Genomic DNA, 18,461 nt, shown 5'->3' with positions numbered 1-18,461 from the left:
TCTCTATTGCCGAGCGGCAATCGCTGCAGCAGCACCGACCATGAAGCCGGCCGCCGTGCGGTTCAGCGCCTTGAGCGCGCGGGGCGATTTCAGAAACCAGCGCGCCTTGGCCGCCAGCGCCAGATACGGCACCAGCACCACCAACAGCACGACAACGGTCAGCGCGACGAGGATGCCGTAATCCGCCAGCGTGATGGTTTTCAGGTCGACGATGGTCGGCGTGATCGCGAGATAGAAGATCATCGTCTTCGGATTGCCGAGGGTAACGGTCAGGCCGGCGGCAAAGCTCGACAGCAAGCCGCCCTTGCCTTTTCCGGCCCCGACGGTCTCGGGCGTGATGCCGCTGTTCCAGAAGCGCCAGCCGAGAAAGGCGAGATAGGCGACGCCGAGCCATTTGATGGCCAGGAAAACCATGCCGAAGGATTGTGCGACGAAGGCGAGGCCAAGCACCACGGCGGTCAGATAGGTGATGTCGCCAACCATCAGGCCAAACGACATCGCCAGCGACGATCGGAAGCCTGAGCCGAGCGCACGGGCGACCAGCGCGGTGATGCCGGGACCAGGAATCGCGGCGGCGATGCCGAGGGCCGCACTATAGGCGAGGAATCCGGTAAGGGTCATGGCACTGGTCTCGGATCAGAGCGTTTTATTGCATGGGACAGGCCAAGATTGAATTCCCTGGGGCCGGATTCTATTGCACCAGATATCGAGGGCTCGCCTTACGAAGCCCCCTCATCCGGCCGCTTCGCGGCCACCTTCTCCCCGAGGGGAGAAGAGACGGGCGCCAGCGTCTGCTGACTCCTCTCCCCTCGGGGAGAGGTCGGATTGTCCCGAATTGCTCTTCGCAATTCGGTTGGCAATCCGGGTGAGGGGGGCTGCGTTACCTGAGCAGATCAGGACGGACCGTCGCCATGGGTGACACGCCAGATGGTGCCGTTGCCGTCCTCGCTGACGATCAGCGCACCGTCGCTCGCAATCGCCACGCCGACCGGCCGGCCCCAGACCTCACCGTTGGAAACCACGAAGCCGGTGATGAAATCCTCATACGCGCCGGTCGGCTTGCCGTCCTTGAACAGCAACCGCACCACCTTGTAGCCGGTCCTGTTGCCGCGGTTCCATGACCCGTGCAGAGCGACGAACGCATCGCCCTTGTATTCAGCTGGAAAGCTCTTCCCCTCGTAGAAGGCGATGGTGAGCGGCGCCGAATGCGCCTGCATCAGCACATCGGGAACGGTCGTTTTGCCGGCAAGATCGGGGCGCTCACCCTTGTGGCGCGGATCCTCATTGTTGCCGATATAGTACCAGGGCCAGCCATAGAAGGCACCCTCCTTGACCACGGTCGCGTATTCGGGTGGCACATTGTCGCCAAGCGCATCGCGTTCGTTGACGACGCACCACAGCGCGCCGGTCGCCGGCTGCACGGTCATACCCGAGCAGTTGCGCAGGCCGGCGGCAAAGATGCGGCCGTTCTTGCCATCGGGATCGAAGGCCAGCACGTCGGCGCGGCCGTCTTCAGAACCCCAGGCTGCACCCAGCGGCTGCGATTTCGCCCAGGCATCGAGTCCGCCTTTCGGCTCCCGGCCCATGTCCTCGGCGACATTCGATCCCGAGCCGACCGAAAGGTAAAGCGTCTTGCCGTCCGGCGAGAAGGCGATATCGCGGGTCCAGTGATGACTGGCGGGGATGTTGCCGACGATGGTTTCCGGGTCGCCGGAGGCCTTCAGGTCGCCATTGCGGTAGGCAAAGCGCACGATGCTGTCGCTGTTGGCGACATAGACCCATTGCGGGTCAGCGCCCGGCGGATAGAAGGCAATGCCATAGGGCCGGTTGAGATTGCCGGCAAAGATGCCGTCCTGCGCCGGCTTCGCACTGCCTTCGGCGAGGCGATAGATGCGGACCTGGTTGGCTTTGCTGTCGGCGACGAACAGGTCGCCATTCGGTGCGACGCGTACGACGCGTGGATTGTCGATGCCCGATGCAACCAGCTCGGCCGAGAAACCCGGCGGCAGTTGCAGCTTCGCGTCTGCCGGCATGTCCGCGATGCCGGCGCTGTTCGAGGTCGACCGGGTGGCATTGGGCTTGGGCAGATCATCCGGTCTGATCAGGCGGCGGGTGCCCGGCTTGTCCGCTCGCCAGTCGCCGAAGGCAGCCGCGCCTTTCAGCACCGGTTCGTCCGCCTGCTGGGCGAATGAAGCGGTCGAGACAAACAGTGCGGCGGAAAGTGCGGGGCCGGCAAAACGCATCATTCGGTCCTCCAGTGTTCGGGCGTGAAAACAGGAACGACCGGTTTCGTCGATCGTTCCACGGCACACGATGAGGTGAAGGAAGCTTGCGGTTTTCCGGTTCAGGTCCCGGCGGCGTAGAAATCGTCGTCGAGGCGTTTTTCCAACTCGACGAGGTCAGCCGGCAGCGGCAGGCCCATGGCGCGCATTTCCCGTAGCTTTTCGCGCAGCTGCTCCTGGATCTCGTGCTGGTCTTCCGGCTGGTTGACCATCTCCTCCAGCAGCAGGCTGATCCGGGCCTTGAATTCTTCGAGCGCCATCGTCGTCTCCTCGGTTGGATCAGCTCAGCGCAGCATGCGTGAAATCAGCTGCGCCGTATAGTCGACCATTGGGACGATGCGCGCGTAATTCAGCCGGGTCGGGCCGATGACGCCGAGCGCGCCGACGACGCGGGCATCCTTGTCGCGATAGGGGGCGACGACCAGCGACGAGCCCGACAGCGAAAACAGCTTGTTTTCCGAGCCGATGAAGATGCGCACACCCGAGCCCTGCTCGGCGAGGTCAAGCAGCTGGATAAGCCCGTCCTGCGTCTCCATGTCCTCGAACAGATGGCGCAGCAGCTCGATGTCGGCCTGGGCGGTAACGTTTTCAAGCAGATTGGCACGCCCGCGCACGATGAGCCGTGCCGGCAGGCCGCTGTCGGCGCCGGCCCACACCGCCAGCCCCTTCTCCACCAGGTCCTGCGACAGCGTGTCGAGCGCGGCCCTGGTTTCTTCCTTGATGCGAGCGATCTCGATCCGCGCCTCGGCAAGCGTGCGACCGCGTATATGGGCGTTGAGGAAATTCGAGGCCTCGTGCAGTTGCGAGACGGTGATGCCGGCGGGCAGGTCGACGACGCGGTTTTCGACGTCGCCATTCTGCGACACCAGCACCGCCAGCGCCTTCGTCGGCTCAAGCTGGATGAATTCGATGTGCTTCAGCGCCACCTCGTTCTTGGCGGCCAGCACCAGGCCGGCGCCGCGCGACATGCCCGACAGCATCTGGCTGGCCTCGGTCAGCATGTGCTCCAGCGTCGCACCGGAGCCGGACGCCCGCACCTGTGCCTCGATGGCGCGGCGCTCCTCGTCGGAAAGGTCGCCAAGCTCCATGAAGGCATCGACGAAGAAACGCAGGCCGGCCTGTGTCGGCAGCCGGCCGGCCGAAATGTGCGGCGCGTAGATCAGGCCGAGATGCTCGAGGTCGCTCATCACGTTGCGGATGGTCGCCGGCGACAGCGAGGACGGCAGGATACGCGACAGGCTGCGCGATCCCACCGGTTCACCGTCCCTGAGATAGGAATCGACGATGCGCCGGAAGATGTCGCGGGAACGCATGTCGAGCGCCTGGAATACTGGCGACTGAAGCGCGGGCGACTGCGAACTCGGATCGACTGCCTTGGTCATACGGCCAAAAAACCTCCGGCCCAAGGATACAGACTTACACTGCACCCGCGCAACCCGGTGTCTGTGTCCGATCGTCAGGCCATTTTCCTTTGCGCCACGCGTCCCATGCGGTTACAAGCCGGCCAAGATTCCGAAAAATGACAAGAAAGCAGCCCTGAATGCGCCCTTCCAAACGCCAATTCGACGAAATGCGTGCCATCTCCTTCGAGCGTGGCGTCTCCAAGCATGCCGAAGGCTCATGCCTGGTGAAGTTCGGCGACACGCATGTCCTGTGCACGGCCAGCCTCGAGGAAAAAGTGCCGGGTTGGATGCGCAACTCCGGCAAGGGCTGGGTGACGGCGGAATACGGCATGCTGCCGCGCTCGACCGGCGAGCGCATGCGCCGTGAGGCTTCGGCCGGCAAGCAGGGCGGCCGCACGCTGGAAATCCAGCGGCTGATCGGCCGCTCCTTGCGCGCCGTGGTCGATTTGCAGGCGCTGGGCGAACAGCAGATCACCGTCGACTGCGACGTCATCCAGGCCGATGGCGGCACCCGCACCGCCTCGATCACCGGCGGCTGGGTGGCGCTGTATGACTGCCTGCGCTGGATGGAAGCCCGCCAGATGGCCAGCGTCGCCAAGGTGCTGAAGGATCATGTCGCTGCGATCTCCTGCGGCATCCATGACGGCCAGCCGGTCATCGACCTCGACTATATCGAGGATTCCGCGGCCGGCACCGACGCCAATTTCGTCATGACAGGCAAGGGTGGCATCGTCGAGATCCAGGGCACCGCCGAGGGCGAGCCTTTCTCCGAGGAGCAGTTCGCGGACCTGATGGGCCTGGCCAAGAAAGGCATCCAGCGGTTGGTGAGTTTGCAGCAGATGGCAGTGGCTTAGTTTTTAGATGTCGAGCCTGAGCGCCCCCCCTCTGGCCTGCCGGCCATCTCCCCCTCAAGTGGGGAGATCGGATGTCGTCTAGGGCTTCGCCAATCTCCGGCGTTGTAGGGTGCGCGACAATGCAGAAGCTGCCAATCTCCCCAGCTGAGGGGGAGATGGCCGGCAGGCCAGAGGGGGGCGCCTCGTGACACCCTCCGCCATCCTGGAATCGGCCCTCTACGTCACAGACCTGCCCGCCGCCGAAACCTTCTACACCGACATCCTCGGCCTCAATCTCCTCGGCAAGGTCGACGGCAGGCACCTGTTCTTCCGCTGCGGCCCCGGCGTGCTGCTCGTCTTCAACGCCGAGGCAACCAAAATCCCGCCGGCGCCTGACGCGAGGCTGCCGGTGCCGCCGCACGGCGCGGTCGGCCAAGGTCATCTCTGCTTTACGGCGACCGCCGATGAAATCGCCGGCTGGAAAGCCCATCTCGAGGCAAAGAAGATCGCCATCGAGAGCGAATTCGAGTGGCCGCAGGGCGGCCGTTCGATCTATATACGCGACCCCTCGGGCAATTCGATCGAATTCGCCGAGCCAAGAATCTGGGGCCTTTGATGCATTCTCTCGATGGCAAGAAGATCGTCGTCGCCAGCCATAATGAGGGCAAGCTGCGCGAATTCGCCGACCTGATGGGACCGTTCGGCTTCGAAGCGAAGTCGGCCAGGGAGTATGGCCTGCCGGAGCCGGACGAGACCGGCACCACCTTCGAGGAGAACGCCTACATCAAGGCGCTCGCCGCCGCCAAGGCGACCGGCTTGCCGGCGTTGTCGGACGATTCCGGCCTGTGCGTCGACGCGCTTGACGGCGCGCCCGGCGTCTACACCGCCAACTGGGCCGAAACCCCGGACGGTTCGCGTGACTTCGGCATGGCCATGCAACGCACCGAAGTGGCGCTGCAGGAGGTCGCCGCCGCCTTGCCGGAGCAGCGCAAGGGACGCTTTGTCGCCGTCATCTGCCTGGCGTTTCCCGACGGCGAGGCGGAATATTATCGCGGCGAGGCCGAGGGCACGCTGGTCTGGCCACCGCGCGGCGAGCTCGGCTTCGGCTACGATCCTGTGTTCCTGCCCGATGGCTTCGAAAAAACCTTCGGCGAAATGAGCGCCGAGGAAAAGCATGGCTGGAAGCCCGGCCAGGCCACGGCGCTGTCGCACCGCGCCCGCGCCTTCCAGAAATTCGCCCAAGCTCGATTGGGCTCGGCATGAGCATGCTGCTCGACCGGGCGCCCGGCTTCGGCGTCTATGTCCACTGGCCGTTCTGCGCGGCCAAATGCCCCTATTGCGACTTCAACAGCCATGTTCGCCACCAGCCGGTCGACCAGGAGCGCTTTGCCGCCGCCTTCGAGGCCGAACTGGCGACGATGCGCGAGCGCACCGGGCCGCGCGAGGTGACCAGCGTTTTTCTCGGCGGCGGCACGCCCTCGCTGATGAAGCCGGAAACCGTGGCCAGGGTTCTGGACGCCGTGGCGAAGAACTGGACGGTGCCTGCCGGCATCGAGGTGACGCTGGAGGCCAATCCCTCCTCGGTCGAGGCCGAACGCTTTCGCGGCTACCGGGCAGCCGGCGTCAATCGCGTGTCGCTCGGCGTGCAGGCGCTGAACGACAAGGATTTGCGCTTCCTCGGCCGTTTGCACAATGTCGAACAGGCCCTGCACGCCATCGGCTTCGCGCGGGAAATATTCCCAAGGCTGTCCTTCGACCTGATCTACGCCCGCCCCGGCCAGACGCCGGAGGCTTGGGCATCGGAGCTGGAACAGGCGATCGGCCATGCCGCCGACCATCTGTCGCTCTACCAGCTGACCATCGAGGAAGGCACGCCCTTCCACGCGCTGCATGCGGCAAAGAAATTCGTCATCCCCGACAATGACCATGCCGCCGACCTCTATGCGCTGACGCAGGAGATCACCACGGCGCACGGCCTGCCGGCCTACGAGATTTCCAACCACGCCAGGCCGGGCGCCGAGAGCCGGCACAACCTGACCTATTGGCGCTATGGCGAATATGTCGGCGTCGGGCCGGGCGCGCATGGCCGCTTCGTCGAGAACGGCCGCCGCACGGTGACAATCGCCGAGCGGATGCCGGAAACCTGGGCCAATCTGGTCGAGGCCAAGGGCCATGGCGTCACCGGCGGCGAGATCCTGACGCGTTCGGAAGAGGCCGACGAATTCCTGCTGATGGGCCTGCGGCTGGCCGAAGGCATCGACCTCTCCCGCTACGAGGCGTTCTCCGGGCGCGGCCTGTCGAGCGCGCGGTTGTCGATGCTGCAGGGCGAAGGGCTGGTGGCGCCGATCGGCAATGCGCGCCTGCGTGCCACGGCCGCCGGCATGATCGTGCTCGACGCGGTGGTCGCCGATCTGGCGCGCTAACCCTTGAAGAACGTCCTTTTCGTCTGCAGCCAGAACCGCTTGCGCAGCCCGACCGCCGAACAGGTGTTTTCAACGCGCCGCGATATCGAGGTGGCCTCGGCCGGAACCAACCACGATGCCGACACGCCGCTGACGCATGAGCTGGTCGCTTGGGCCGACATCATCTTCGTCATGGAAAAGGCGCACCGCACCAAGCTGCAGAAGAAATTCAGGGCCAGCCTGAAGAAGGCGCGTGTGATCTGCCTCGACATACCTGACGATTATGAATTCATGGATCTGGAGTTGATTGGCCTTCTGAAGGCGCGCGTTTCGCGGTATCTCGGTTGAGACGTCATCCGCGAAGGCCACCTTGATGAACCTGACCGTATCCTCCTGGCAATTCTGGGCATTGCTCTCGGCTGCATTCGCTGCCCTGACGGCGATCTTCGCCAAGGTTGGCATCGAGAACATCAATTCCGATTTCGCCACCTTCATCCGCACGATCATCATCCTGATCGTGCTCGGTGCCATCCTGCTCGCCAGCGGCCAGTTCCAGTCGCCGGCTACGATCTCGGGAAAGACCTGGGCTTTCCTCGCCCTGTCCGGTCTGGCGACCGGCGCTTCATGGCTCTGCTATTTTCGCGCCCTGAAGATCGGCAATGCGGCGCAGGTGGCGCCGATCGACAAGCTAAGCGTCGTGCTTGTGGCGGTGTTTGGCGCGGCCTTTCTCGGCGAGCGGTTGTCCGGAGCGAACTGGCTTGGCGTCACCCTTATCGCGGCGGGTGCTGTGCTGGTCGCCTATCGAAGGTAGTTGCGCGCCATGGCGTGCGTTCTTCGTTTCAAGACGGGTGATGAAGATATCGAAGCGATTGGGCATCGTCCGGTCAGTGCTCCGTCGTGCTGTCGGGTTTGTTGTCGGAAAGGCTGACGTTCGTCGGCAAGGTGCTGGCGACGCGCTCTTCGGTCAGGCTGTGCTCGGTCTTGGCAGACGGGCGCTTGTCCCTGGGGGTGGCAACGCGGTTGCGGCCGGCATAGTAGGGCTCGAAAGCGTCTTGTATCTTGAGGCTGTCCATCCTGTCCTCCTCCGGAATCAGGGGGCTAATCTGCCAACGCCGGTTTGGTTCCCCACTGTGGCAAAGGAAAGGCGAATTCCCTACATCGGCGTCAGCTTTTGCAAGCCCGCGTCAGCCGTGCCAAACAGGGTCGAACGGAGACTTGATCAGTGACCGCAGAGACGGGCAAGCACAGCTATGTGGTCGGGCAGACCGAGATCGCGGCCCGGCCGCTGGAGCCGGCGCTCTATCTGGTGGCGACGCCGATCGGCAATCTCGCCGACATCACGCTGCGCGCGCTGGAGACGCTGGCCGCCGCCGACATCGTCGCTTGCGAAGACACGCGGGTGTCGCGCGTGCTGCTCGACCGGTATGGCATCCGCCGCCGCACCACAGCCTATCATGAGCATAATGCCGGCGAGGCCGGGCCGAAGCTGATCGCGGCGCTCCAGGCCGGACAGAGCGTGGCGCTGATCTCCGATGCCGGCACGCCGCTGGTGTCCGATCCCGGCTACCGGCTGGTCGGCGAGGCGCTCGACCACGGCATTCGCGTCGTGCCTGTCCCCGGCCCATCGGCGCCGCTCGCGGCGTTGACCGCATCCGGCCTGCCCTCCGATGCCTTCATGTTCGCCGGATTTTTACCGGTGAAGACCGGGCAGCGGCTGACGCGGCTGGAGGCACTGAAAGCCGTGCCGGCGACATTGATTTTCTTCGAATCGCCGCGCCGGCTGGCCGAATCCCTCGGTGCCATGGTCGAAGCGCTGGGCGGCGAGCGCAAGGCCGCGATCGGCAGGGAATTGACCAAGACCTTCGAGGAGATGCGAACCGGCACGCTGCAGGCGCTGGCCGACCACTATGCCGCGGCCGATACGCCGAAGGGCGAGATCGTCGTCTGCGTCGCTCCGGCCGAGGCCAGGGTCGACGAACCCGCCGACATCGACCGTCTGCTTCTGTCGCTTGCCGCCGAAATGCCGGCCTCCAAGGCGGCGGCGGAAGCCGCGAAGATGACCGGCGGCCAGAAACAGGCGCTCTATCGGCGATTGCTAGAGCTCAAGGATGCTTCGGGAGAAAGCGGCGGTGGCTGAACGCCCGAGCGCCAGCCGCCAGAAAGCCTATCGGCGCGGCCATCGCGGCGAATGGCTGGCGTCGGTAGCGCTGATGCTGAAAGGCTATCGCATTCTCGCCCGCCGCCATCGCACGCGCTTCGGCGAGATCGACCTGATCGCGCGGCGCGGCGATCTGGTGCTGTTCGTCGAGGTCAAGGCGCGCCGGTCGCTGATGGAAGCCATGGAGGCGATCGGCCACGAATCGGAACGTCGCATAGAAGGCGCGGCCGACATCTGGCTCTCGCGCCAAGCGGACTACGGCAGACTGTCGATGCGCTTCGACATGGTCGCGGTGCTGCCCTGGCGCTGGCCGGTGCATGTCGAGAACGCGTTTTATGGGAAGAGTTAGAGGGGGCAGCCCTCCTTCATTCGTCATCCACGGGCGGAGCCCGTGGGACGAAGCGTGAGGGCTGCTACGCGGAACACTCCTCACCCCCAGATCATCAACGCCACCAACCCGACACCGCCCACCACCAGCCGCCACCAGCCGAACAGCGAGTAACCCTTGCGCGAGACGTAATCGAGCAGGAAGCGCACGACGATGAGCGCCGTGACGAAGGCGGCGACGAAGCCGACGGCGATGATCGGCAGGTCGGCGCTGCTCAGCACGTTGCGGTTCTTGAACAGGTCGAAGGCGAAGGCGCCGACCATGGTCGGGATTGCAAGGAAGAAGGAAAATTCAGCGGCCGCGCGCTTATCGACGCCCAAAAGCAGGGCACCGACGATGGTCGAGCCCGAACGCGATGTGCCGGGAATGAGCGACAGGCACTGGAAAAGCCCGATCTGCAGGTAAAGCCGGGTCGGGAAGCGCTCGACGTCGCGATAAACCGGCTTGAGGTTCATGTGGTCAACCACCAGCAGCACGACGCCGCCGATGATCAGCATGATGCAGATCAGCCTCGGCGATTCGAACAGCACCGTCTTTATGAAATCATGCGCCAGCGCGCCGATGAATGCCGCCGGCAGGAAGGCGATGAGGATGCCGATGACGAAATGCCTGGTCAGTCGGTCGTGCGGCAGTTCGAGCAGCATTTTCCAGAGGCGGCGGAAATAAACGCTGAGGATCGCCAGGATGGCGCCGAGCTGGATCAGGATCTCGAAGGCCTTGCCGGTCGAGTGGAAGCCGAGGAAATGGCCAGCGAGCAGGATATGGCCGGTCGAGGACACCGGGATGAACTCGGTCAGCCCCTCCAGCAGGCCGAGCAGCAGGGCTTCGACGATGGTCTGGCTTTCCATGGCTACCTCGGCATTGGCGTGACGGCTGACAGAAGGGCTTGCTTGTCATGGCGTTGAAGTCCCCCTATAGGTCGCAACACCCTGACGGCCCGCTAACCGGGCGGCCAAGACTTACCGGTGCGCCCTGCGATTCGCCAGTGCGCTTTATCATCGCGGAACCATGCTGACGCTTTTCCACCACCCCATGTTCGCCACCTGTCGCTTCGTCCGCCTCGCATTCGGCGAGTATGGCGAGGAGCTGGCTTTGATCGAGGAAAAGCCGTGGACCCGGCGCAAGGAGTTCCTGGCGCTGAACCCGGCCGGCACGCTGCCGATCCTGCTGGCCGAAGGCGACGTGCCGATCGTCGGCGCGACGGTCATATCGGAATATCTCGATGAAACGCGCGGCGTGCTGAAGCGCGACAAGCGGCTGTTCGCCGAGGACCCGATGCAGCGCGCCGAAATCCGCCGGCTCATCGACTGGTATCTCAACAAGGCTGAAAGCGAAGTCACCCGCCATCTGGTGCGTGAGCGCGTGCTGAAGCCGGTCATGCCGGAAACGGCGGGCGGCGGCTCGCCCGACTCTGGCGCGATCCGTGCGGCGCGCGCCAACATCCGCCAGCACATGAAATACACCAACTGGCTGGCCGGCACCCGCCATTGGCTGGCCGGCTCGAGGGTCACCTATGCCGATCTCGCGGCCGCGGCGACGCTTTCGGTGCTCGATTATCTCGGCGAGATCGACTGGCGCGAGCACAGCGCTGCACGCGAATGGTACACGCGGGTCAAGTCGCGGCCTTCCTTCCGGCCGCTTTTGACCGACCGGGTGCGCGGCCTGTCACCGGTGTCGCATTATGCGGACCTCGACTTCTGACGCCGCAAAACTGCGCGCGCTGATCGACGCGGAGGCGCAGCGCGCCGGCTTCGATGCCGTCGCCGTCACCTCCCCCGATGCGATCCCGCTGGCGCCGGCGCGCCTGGCCGAATTCGTCGCCGACGGCTTTCACGGCTCGATGGACTGGATCGCCGAGACGCTGCAACGCCGCAGTGAACCAACGGCCCTCTGGCCGCAGGTACGCTCGATCGTCGTGCTGGCGATGAACTACGGCCCCGACCGTGATCTTCGCGAAGTGCTGGCCAAGCGCGACCGCGGCGCGATCTCGGTCTATGCGCAAAACCGCGACTATCACGATGTGATGAAAGGCCGGCTGAAGGAGATCGCCGGCAAGCTTGTCGCCCGCGCCGGCGGTGACGTGAAGGTGTTCGTCGACACCGCACCTGTCATGGAAAAGCCGCTGGCCGAAGCCGCCGGGCTTGGCTGGCAAGGCAAACACACCAATCTGGTCAGCCGCGAGCACGGCTCCTGGCTGTTCCTCGGCACCATCTTCACCACCGCCGAACTCGTGCCCGACCGCGCCGAAATCGACCATTGCGGCTCCTGCCGCGCCTGCCTCGACGCGTGCCCGACCGATGCTTTTCCGGCGCCCTACCGGCTCGATGCGCGGCGCTGCATTTCCTATCTCACCATCGAGAACAAGGGGCCGATTCCGCACGAATTCCGCGAAAAGATCGGCAACCGCATCTATGGCTGCGATGACTGTTTAGCCGCCTGCCCGTGGAACAAATTCGCCCGGGCGGCTTCGGAAGCAAAACTCGCCGCGCGCGATGATCTGCGCGAACCACCGCTCGCCGACCTTTTGGGTCTCGATGACGCGGCCTTCCGCGCTTTCTTCTCCGGTTCGCCGATAAAACGCATCGGCCGCGATCGGTTCATCCGCAACGTGCTGATCGCCGCCGGCAATTCCGGCGATGCCTCTCTTGCCGACACTGTGCGCACCTTGCTGGACGATGCCTCGCAGCTGGTGCGGGGCGCGGCAATTTGGGCGCTGGCGCGGCTGGTGCCCGATGCCGAATATTCAGAAAGGGCAGCCCTCGGCCTGAAAACCGAGAGCGACGAAGCCGTGCGCGACGAATGGCGTCTGGCGCGGCCAACCAGGGCGAATGCATGAGCGAAAAGCAGATATTCATCTTCGGCGCCGGCTATTCCGGCAGGGCTTTTGCTCGGGCCAACAAAGGCGCCGCGACGATCTTCGGCACGACACGCTCGCCGGAAAAATTCGAGACGCTACGGCAGGCCGGCATCGCGCCGCTGCTGTTCGACGGCGCGATGACGGATGAGACTGGCGATGCATTGCGGAAAACAACGCATCTGCTGATCTCGGTCGCCCCGGAGGAGGCTGGCGATCCCGTGCTGGGTGCCGCCCGAGAGGCAATCGCTCAAATGCCGGCGCTGGAATGGATCGGCTATCTCTCTACGGTCGGGGTTTACGGCAATTATGACGGCGCCTGGGTCGATGAAACGGCTGAATGCCGGCCGGTGTCGAAGCGTTCGATGATGCGGGTGGCGGCAGAGCAGGACTGGCTGGAGCTGGGCCGCGAGATTCGCCGGCCGGTGGCGATCCTGCGACTCTCCGGCATTTACGGGCCGGGCCGCAATGCCCTGGTCAATCTGGAAAACGGCAGCGCAAGGCGGCTGGTCAAGCCCGACCAAGTGTTCAACCGCATTCATTGCGACGACATTGCAGGCTCCCTGTGGCAGCTCATCCAAGGCAATAAAGGCGGCATCTTCAACGTCACCGACGATCTGCCGGCGGCGCCGCAGGACGTCGTCGCCTATGCCGCATCATTGATGGGCATCGAACCGCCGCCCGAGATTCCTTTCGACGCCGCCCAACTTTCGCCCATGGCGCGGTCCTTCTATGGCGAGAACAAGCGCGTCGGCAACGCGGCGATCAAGGCGGCGGGCTATTCCCTGCGCTTTCCGGACTACCGCGCCGCCTTCGACCATATGTGGGCGAGCGACGACTGGCGCGACGGCGAGGCGCGCAGCCCGATGAAGCGCTAAAAGCAATTTCAGGAAAAGTGTGACACGGTTCTCCGTCCGGGATTGCGTCAAAACAGAGATAGAGCGGTTCACCGTTTCGGTGAACCGCTCTGTCGATCGAAGCGTTCCGCGTTGCATGCTATGATTCGGCCTGGTGGGGATCCGGTTTCATGAAAACACCGATACAGCCATCTCTCGGCAAAAAATTCAGGCTGGCGGCCGCTCTCGGCCTGTTCGTCCTTACCGGTCTAGCCGTACGGCCGGCCGCGGCCGAGGAACGGGCAAAAGACCTGTTCGGCGCCAAGAAACTGCCAGCCGCGAGCGCGGCGCAATCGATCGGCTTCTATTCCAAGGGCTGTTTTGCCGGCGGCGTCGCCATTCCCATGGACGGTCCGACCTGGGAGGTGATGCGGCCGTCCCGCAACCGTCGCTGGGGCCATCCGGCTATGATCGCGGTGATCGAGAAATTGTCGCGCGATGCGGCAGCCGACGGTTGGCCGGGCCTGCTGATCGGCGACATTTCGCAGCCGCGCGGCGGCCCGATGCTGACCGGGCATGCCTCGCACCAGATCGGGCTCGACGCCGACATCTGGCTGACGCCGATGCCCAGCCGCCCGCTGTCGATGGCGCAGCGCGAATCGATGAGCGCCACCTTGATGGTCGATGAGAAGACCCATCTGGTGAAGGACGCGCTGTGGACGCCGGCGCACACAAGGCTTCTGAAGCGGGCGGCGAGCTACAGCCAGGTCGAGCGCATCCTGGTCAATCCGGGCATCAAGAAGAAACTCTGCGACACCGTCAGGGGCGACCGCGGCTGGCTGCGCAAGATCCGGCCGTTTTGGGGCCACGACTATCATTTTCACATGCGCATCGGCTGTCAGCCGGGATCCCCCGGCTGCAAGGCGCAGGAAGCGACGCCGGACGATGACGGTTGCGGCAAGCCATTGGCCTGGTGGTTCACGCAGGAGCCGTGGCGGCCCAACAAGAACCCGGATGCCCCCAAGGCACGCGACCTGATGACGATGGCGAACCTGCCGAGCGAATGCCGCGCCGTGCTCGACGCGCCGGGGCCGGCCTCGGCCGAGGCGGCGACCTATCATGGCGGCGGCGTGCCGGTCGCGGCTGCCGCACCCGAACCCGAAGCGCCGTCATTCTCCGCCACGCCGGCCGCCGCCGGCTTGCCAAGTACGGTGAACGCCTTCACGGCGACCCCCGAGACCGGCGTGCCGCTGCCGCGACCGCGGCCGCCAGGAAACTGACGGTCACGGCCCAATCGGTTCGGGGCCTTATTTTTGCGAAACCGTGTCGGTTTGGCCGCACAGCCGGCCTCAGCGCGCCGCCGGGGTCGAAAACCGTTTCCCTTTTCAAACCCATGCGCTAGTCAACGGAAGAACGGCTAGATGCCGTCGGTGGCGCCGGAGACGGACGAGAGCATGCCAGGCACAGGCGACGACGATACTTTGTTGCGGTTTCCGATCCTTATCGGCGACATCGGCGGCACCAATGCGCGCTTTTCGATCGTGCTCGACGCCAATTCCGAGGCAGGCGAGCCGACCATCGTCCAGACGGCGAACTACAACACCATCGACGAGGCGATCCAGGCGGCCGTGCTCGATCGCTCGTCGGTGCGTCCCAATTCGGCGGTGCTGGCGGTGGCCGGTCCGGTCGACGGCGACGAGATCGAACTGACCAACTGCCCCTGGATCGTCAAGCCGAGAAAAATGTTCGCCAGCCTCGGCCTGAGCGACATCGTCGTGCTCAACGATTTCGAGGCGCAGGCGCTGGCCGTCGTCGCGCTCGGCGAGGAGCACATGGAAAAGATCGGCGGCGGCACGCCGGAGCCCAATGCCGGCCGCGTCGTGCTCGGCCCCGGAACCGGGCTCGGCGTCGCCGGGCTGGTCCATGCGCTGCACCACTGGATACCGGTGCCCGGCGAGGGCGGCCATATGGACATCGGTCCGCGCTCGGCCCGCGATTTCGAGGTTTTTCCGCATATCGAGAAGCTGGAGGGCCGCATTTCGGGCGAGCAGATCCTGTGCGGACGCGGTCTGGTCAATGTCTATCGGGCGGTTGCCAAGGCGGACGGCAAGCCGTCGCCCTTCACCACGCCGGCCGAGATCACTGCCGCGGCACTTGCGAAAACCGATCCAGTTGCCGAGGAAGCGCTGGAGACCTTCGTCACCTGCCTTGGGCGCACGGCAGGCGACCTTGCTCTGGTGTTCATGAGCCGCGGCGGCGTGTTTCTCACCGGTGGCATCGCGCAGAAGATCGTGCCGGCGCTGAAAGCCGGCAATTTCCGTGCCGCTTTCGAGGACAAGGCGCCGCACAGCGCGATGATGCGCACCATGCCGGTGTATGTCATTACCCATCCGCTGGCCGCACTTCTGGGCCTTGCCGCCTATGCCAGGAACCCCTCGCTGTTCGGTGTCCAGACTTCGGGCCGGCGCTGGCGCGACGAAGTTAGTCACCCCGAGGCATAGGCAAGCTGGCTGCTTGGCGTTAAGAGGGGTGCCAAATTGCCCGGCCGCGGGAAGCGGAAATCTACGAAGCGCTCCAATTTGACATTTCAGCCCCCCAATTTGTCGAAACCCCGTGCGGGAGAGATCGTGGCGGTCATCCGCCGTATCCTCCAGGAAAATGGCCGCGACTATCGGGGCGCGTATGTTTTCACCATCCTCTGCCTGCTGACCGTGTCGGCGACGACGGCGCTTGCCGCCTGGATCATGAGCCCGGTCGTCAACCAGATCTTCTACGAACGACGCGGCGACCTGATCCCATGGATCTGCGCCGCACTGCTCGGTGCCTTCATCCTGCGCGGCCTTGCCGGCTACGGCCAGGCGGTGACGATGGCCAGGATCGGCAACAATCTGGTGGCGCGCTATCAGCAGCGCATCTTCAACCATCTGATGAAGCTTGGCGTCTCCTTCTTCAACGACACAAGGTCCGGGCGGCTGGCCGCGCAGGTCAACGAGAACGTCAACGGCATTCGCGACCTGTTGTCGATGACGGTGACCTCGACCGCGCGTGATGCCGTCTCGCTGGTCGGCCTGGTCGGCGTGATGATCTATCAGGATCCGATACTCTCCTTGAGTTCGCTGCTGATCGGGCCGCCGCTGATCTGGACCGTCACCTATCTAATGCGCCGGGTGCGCCGCATCACGCGCGAATCGGTGCAGATCAACTCTCGGCTGATCGGCGCCATGCAGGAAGCCACGCAAGGCATCGCCATCGTCAAGGCCTTCACCATGGAGGACGAGCTGTCGCGCCGGATCAGCCAGCTCGCCGAGGATGCCGAGCAGCGGTCGAACAAGATCGCTCGCGTCTCCGAGCGGCTGACGCCGGTTTCCGAACTGCTGGCCGGCATCGCCTTCGCCAGCGTCATCGCCTATTCCGGCTACCGGGCCACCGTTCTCGGCCAGCCGCCGGGCGCGGTGTTTTCCTTCATCACCGCGCTGACGCTCGCCTATGATCCGGCCCGCCGTCTGGCGCGCATGCAGGTCGGCATGGAACGCGCGCTTGTGAATGCGCGCATGATCTACGAGCTTCTCGACATCGAGCCGCAGCAGAGCGACGCCCAAGGCGCCGCCGAGGCGAAATTCACCTCCGGCGAAGTGCGTTTCAACAACGTCTCCTTCCGCTATGTCGAGGAGGCTCCGGTGCTGCAGGATCTGAGTTTCGTCGCCGCGGCCGGCAAGGTGACGGCAATCGTCGGCGCTTCGGGCGCCGGCAAGACGACATTGGTGGCGCTGCTGCAGCGCTTCTACGATGTCGAGGCTGGGTCGATCGAGATCGACGGCCAGGACATCTCGAAGGTCACCAAACAGTCGCTGCGCGGTTCCATCGCCTATGTCTCGCAGCAGCCCTATCTGTTCGAAGGCACTATCCGCGACAATATCCGCTACGGCCGGCTGAGCGCCACCGATGCCGAGATCGAACAGGCCGCGGGCCAAGCCGCGGCCGACGACTTCATTCGCCAGCAGCCGCAGGGCTACGACACGCCAGTCGGCGAGAATGGCGTGACGCTGTCCGGCGGCCAGCGCCAGCGCGTCTCGATCGCGCGGGCCATCGTGCGGCAGGCACCGATCCTTTTGCTCGACGAAGCGACATCGGCGCTCGACAACGAGGCCGAGGCTCGCGTCCAGCAGGCGCTGACAAAGGTCATGGAAGGCCGCACCACCATCGTCATCGCGCACCGGCTGTCAACGGTGGTCAATGCCGACCACATCATCGTCATGGAACAGGGACGGCTGGTCGAGGAAGGCACGCACGCCTCGCTGATGGCCGATCCGCACAGCGTCTATGCCCGCTTCCACCGCATCCAGGGCGTCAAGGGTCTGGGGCTTGTCGACGACAGCGCGCCGATCCGGACTTCGGCGCAACGCCTGTCACAAGGCATCGACACGCAGAGCATCGCCGGGAGCACGACATGAGCGCCACGCCCGCAACCGACGGACCGGCAAATGATATGGGCCTGGTGGTGGTAGGCGCCGCCGGCCGCATGGGCCAGACGCTGATCCGCGCCATCCACTCTATATCAGGCGCGCGGGTCATCGGCGCGGTCGAGCGGGCGGATTCGCCGCATCTGGGCAAGGATGCCGGCGAGCTGGCCGGCATCGGCATCATCAACGTGCCGATCAGCGACGATCCGCTGCCGGTGTTCGCCAAGGCCGACGGTGTGCTCGATTTCACCACGCCTGCTTCGACGGTCGAATTCGCCGGCTACGCGGCGCAGGCGCGCATCGTCCATGTCATCGGCACTACCGGCTGTTCGGCCGATGACAATGCCAGGATCGCTGCGGCGGCGCGCCATGCGACGATCGTCAAGTCGGGCAATATGAGCCTCGGCGTCAATCTGCTGGCGGTGCTGGTCGAGCAGGCGGCGCGCGCGCTCGATGCCGACGATTTCGACATCGAGATCCTCGAAATGCACCACAAGCACAAGGTCGACGCGCCTTCGGGCACGGCGCTGCTGCTGGGTGAAGCCGCCGCCGCCGGGCGTGGTATCGAGCTCTCAGGCAACGACGTGCGCGTCCGCGACGGCCACACCGGGGTGCGCAAGACGGGCTCGATCGGCTTTGCCACGTTGCGCGGCGGCTCTGTCGTCGGCGACCACAGCGTGATGCTGGCCGGAACCGGCGAGCGCATCACCCTGTCGCACCACGCCGAGGACCGCGCCATCTTCGCCCGCGGCGCCGTCAAGGCGGCGCTTTGGGCGCGCGGCAAAAAGCCGGGACTGTATTCGATGCGGGACGTGCTCGGCCTCAGCTGAGCCGGCCTGATCCAT

The 18,461-nt window shown here is 64.8% G+C and carries 21 protein-coding genes; 15 read left to right on the top strand and 6 right to left on the bottom strand.

Going from position 1 to position 18,461, the window contains the following annotated elements; genetic code table 11:
* Positions 1-3 precede the first annotated feature (3 nt).
* The 4 genes from LB559_RS19650 to hrcA form a co-directional block, all read right to left on the bottom strand.
* Positions 4-621, bottom strand: coding sequence for a LysE family translocator (locus tag LB559_RS19650; RefSeq protein ID WP_224674777.1), 618 nt, complete (start codon positions 619-621; stop codon positions 4-6).
* A 272-nt stretch (positions 622-893) separates the two neighbouring features.
* On the bottom strand, positions 894-2,246 hold the full coding sequence (locus tag LB559_RS19645; RefSeq protein WP_082827514.1) for a PQQ-dependent sugar dehydrogenase: 1,353 nt from the start codon (positions 2,244-2,246) through the stop codon (positions 894-896).
* A gap of 98 nt (positions 2,247-2,344) precedes the next feature.
* On the bottom strand, positions 2,345-2,542 hold the full coding sequence (locus LB559_RS19640) for a hypothetical protein (RefSeq protein WP_013528634.1): 198 nt from the start codon (positions 2,540-2,542) through the stop codon (positions 2,345-2,347).
* Positions 2,543-2,566: 24 nt separating this feature from the next.
* Positions 2,567-3,664 (bottom strand): heat-inducible transcriptional repressor HrcA, encoded by a 1,098-nt coding sequence (gene hrcA / locus LB559_RS19635; protein ID WP_027161211.1) that lies wholly within the window; start codon positions 3,662-3,664, stop codon positions 2,567-2,569.
* 158 nt (positions 3,665-3,822) lie between these two features.
* Here hrcA and rph point away from each other — a divergent pair, with 158 nt between their 5' ends.
* From rph to LB559_RS19605, 6 genes are all read left to right on the top strand, one after another.
* On the top strand, positions 3,823-4,539 hold the full coding sequence (gene rph, locus LB559_RS19630; RefSeq protein WP_013528632.1) for a ribonuclease PH: 717 nt from the start codon (positions 3,823-3,825) through the stop codon (positions 4,537-4,539).
* Between the two features lie 184 nt (positions 4,540-4,723).
* On the top strand, positions 4,724-5,134 hold the full coding sequence (locus LB559_RS19625) for a VOC family protein (RefSeq protein WP_024502185.1): 411 nt from the start codon (positions 4,724-4,726) through the stop codon (positions 5,132-5,134).
* Positions 5,134-5,781 carry an RdgB/HAM1 family non-canonical purine NTP pyrophosphatase gene (gene rdgB, locus LB559_RS19620; protein ID WP_224674776.1) on the top strand — a complete coding sequence of 216 codons (648 nt, stop codon included), beginning with the start codon at positions 5,134-5,136 and terminating at the stop codon, positions 5,779-5,781. Before LB559_RS19625 ends, rdgB begins: the two co-directional genes overlap by 1 nt.
* Positions 5,778-6,941: a radical SAM family heme chaperone HemW gene (hemW, locus tag LB559_RS19615; protein WP_224619104.1), complete on the top strand. Its 1,164-nt coding sequence runs from the start codon at positions 5,778-5,780 to the stop codon at positions 6,939-6,941. Before rdgB ends, hemW begins: the two co-directional genes overlap by 4 nt.
* Positions 6,942-6,944: 3 nt before the next feature.
* Complete coding sequence (locus tag LB559_RS19610) at positions 6,945-7,268, top strand: low molecular weight protein tyrosine phosphatase family protein (protein WP_013528628.1); 324 nt, start codon at positions 6,945-6,947, stop codon at positions 7,266-7,268.
* Positions 7,269-7,293: 25 nt separating this feature from the next.
* Positions 7,294-7,731 (top strand): EamA family transporter, encoded by a 438-nt coding sequence (locus LB559_RS19605; protein WP_224674775.1) that lies wholly within the window; start codon positions 7,294-7,296, stop codon positions 7,729-7,731.
* A 73-nt stretch (positions 7,732-7,804) separates the two neighbouring features.
* Here LB559_RS19605 and LB559_RS19600 read toward each other — a convergent pair whose 3' ends face one another.
* Complete coding sequence (locus LB559_RS19600) at positions 7,805-7,993, bottom strand: hypothetical protein (RefSeq protein WP_013528626.1); 189 nt, start codon at positions 7,991-7,993, stop codon at positions 7,805-7,807.
* A gap of 149 nt (positions 7,994-8,142) precedes the next feature.
* Here LB559_RS19600 and rsmI point away from each other — a divergent pair, with 149 nt between their 5' ends.
* Entirely contained in the window at positions 8,143-9,057 is a 915-nt protein-coding gene (gene rsmI, locus LB559_RS19595; protein WP_224674774.1) for a 16S rRNA (cytidine(1402)-2'-O)-methyltransferase, read from the top strand.
* A complete protein-coding gene (locus LB559_RS19590) occupies positions 9,050-9,427 on the top strand; it encodes a YraN family protein (RefSeq protein WP_024502180.1) in 378 nt (125 codons plus the stop codon). The genes rsmI and LB559_RS19590 overlap by 8 nt, the downstream gene beginning before the upstream one ends.
* A gap of 80 nt (positions 9,428-9,507) precedes the next feature.
* Here LB559_RS19590 and LB559_RS19585 read toward each other — a convergent pair whose 3' ends face one another.
* Positions 9,508-10,314 (bottom strand): undecaprenyl-diphosphate phosphatase, encoded by an 807-nt coding sequence (locus LB559_RS19585; RefSeq protein WP_224674773.1) that lies wholly within the window; start codon positions 10,312-10,314, stop codon positions 9,508-9,510.
* A gap of 160 nt (positions 10,315-10,474) precedes the next feature.
* Between LB559_RS19585 and LB559_RS19580 the strand changes: the two genes are divergently transcribed.
* The 7 genes from LB559_RS19580 (at position 10,475) to dapB (ending at position 18,446) form a co-directional block, all read left to right on the top strand.
* Positions 10,475-11,167 (top strand): glutathione S-transferase family protein, encoded by a 693-nt coding sequence (locus LB559_RS19580; RefSeq protein WP_013528622.1) that lies wholly within the window; start codon positions 10,475-10,477, stop codon positions 11,165-11,167.
* Complete coding sequence (queG, locus tag LB559_RS19575; protein ID WP_224674772.1) at positions 11,148-12,302, top strand: tRNA epoxyqueuosine(34) reductase QueG; 1,155 nt, start codon at positions 11,148-11,150, stop codon at positions 12,300-12,302. Before LB559_RS19580 ends, queG begins: the two co-directional genes overlap by 20 nt.
* Entirely contained in the window at positions 12,299-13,198 is a 900-nt protein-coding gene (locus LB559_RS19570; protein WP_224674771.1) for an SDR family oxidoreductase, read from the top strand. Before queG ends, LB559_RS19570 begins: the two co-directional genes overlap by 4 nt.
* Positions 13,199-13,347: 149 nt before the next feature.
* On the top strand, positions 13,348-14,436 hold the full coding sequence (gene mepA / locus LB559_RS19565; RefSeq protein ID WP_224674770.1) for a penicillin-insensitive murein endopeptidase: 1,089 nt from the start codon (positions 13,348-13,350) through the stop codon (positions 14,434-14,436).
* A 174-nt stretch (positions 14,437-14,610) separates the two neighbouring features.
* Complete coding sequence (locus LB559_RS19560) at positions 14,611-15,657, top strand: glucokinase (RefSeq protein ID WP_027161200.1); 1,047 nt, start codon at positions 14,611-14,613, stop codon at positions 15,655-15,657.
* A 78-nt stretch (positions 15,658-15,735) separates the two neighbouring features.
* Positions 15,736-17,607, top strand: a complete 1,872-nt coding sequence (locus LB559_RS19555) for an ABC transporter ATP-binding protein (protein WP_024502175.1) — start codon at positions 15,736-15,738, stop codon at positions 17,605-17,607.
* Positions 17,604-18,446, top strand: coding sequence for a 4-hydroxy-tetrahydrodipicolinate reductase (gene dapB, locus LB559_RS19550; RefSeq protein WP_024502174.1), 843 nt, complete (start codon positions 17,604-17,606; stop codon positions 18,444-18,446). Before LB559_RS19555 ends, dapB begins: the two co-directional genes overlap by 4 nt.
* Positions 18,447-18,461: the final 15 nt, after the last annotated feature.

It is taken from the genome of Mesorhizobium sp. BR1-1-3 (genome assembly GCF_020165455.1).
GTDB classification, from domain to species: Bacteria; Pseudomonadota; Alphaproteobacteria; order Rhizobiales; family Rhizobiaceae; genus Mesorhizobium; species Mesorhizobium ciceri.
The sequence above is the reverse complement of the archived record's forward strand: the minus strand, read 5'-3'. Positions and strand labels throughout refer to the sequence as shown.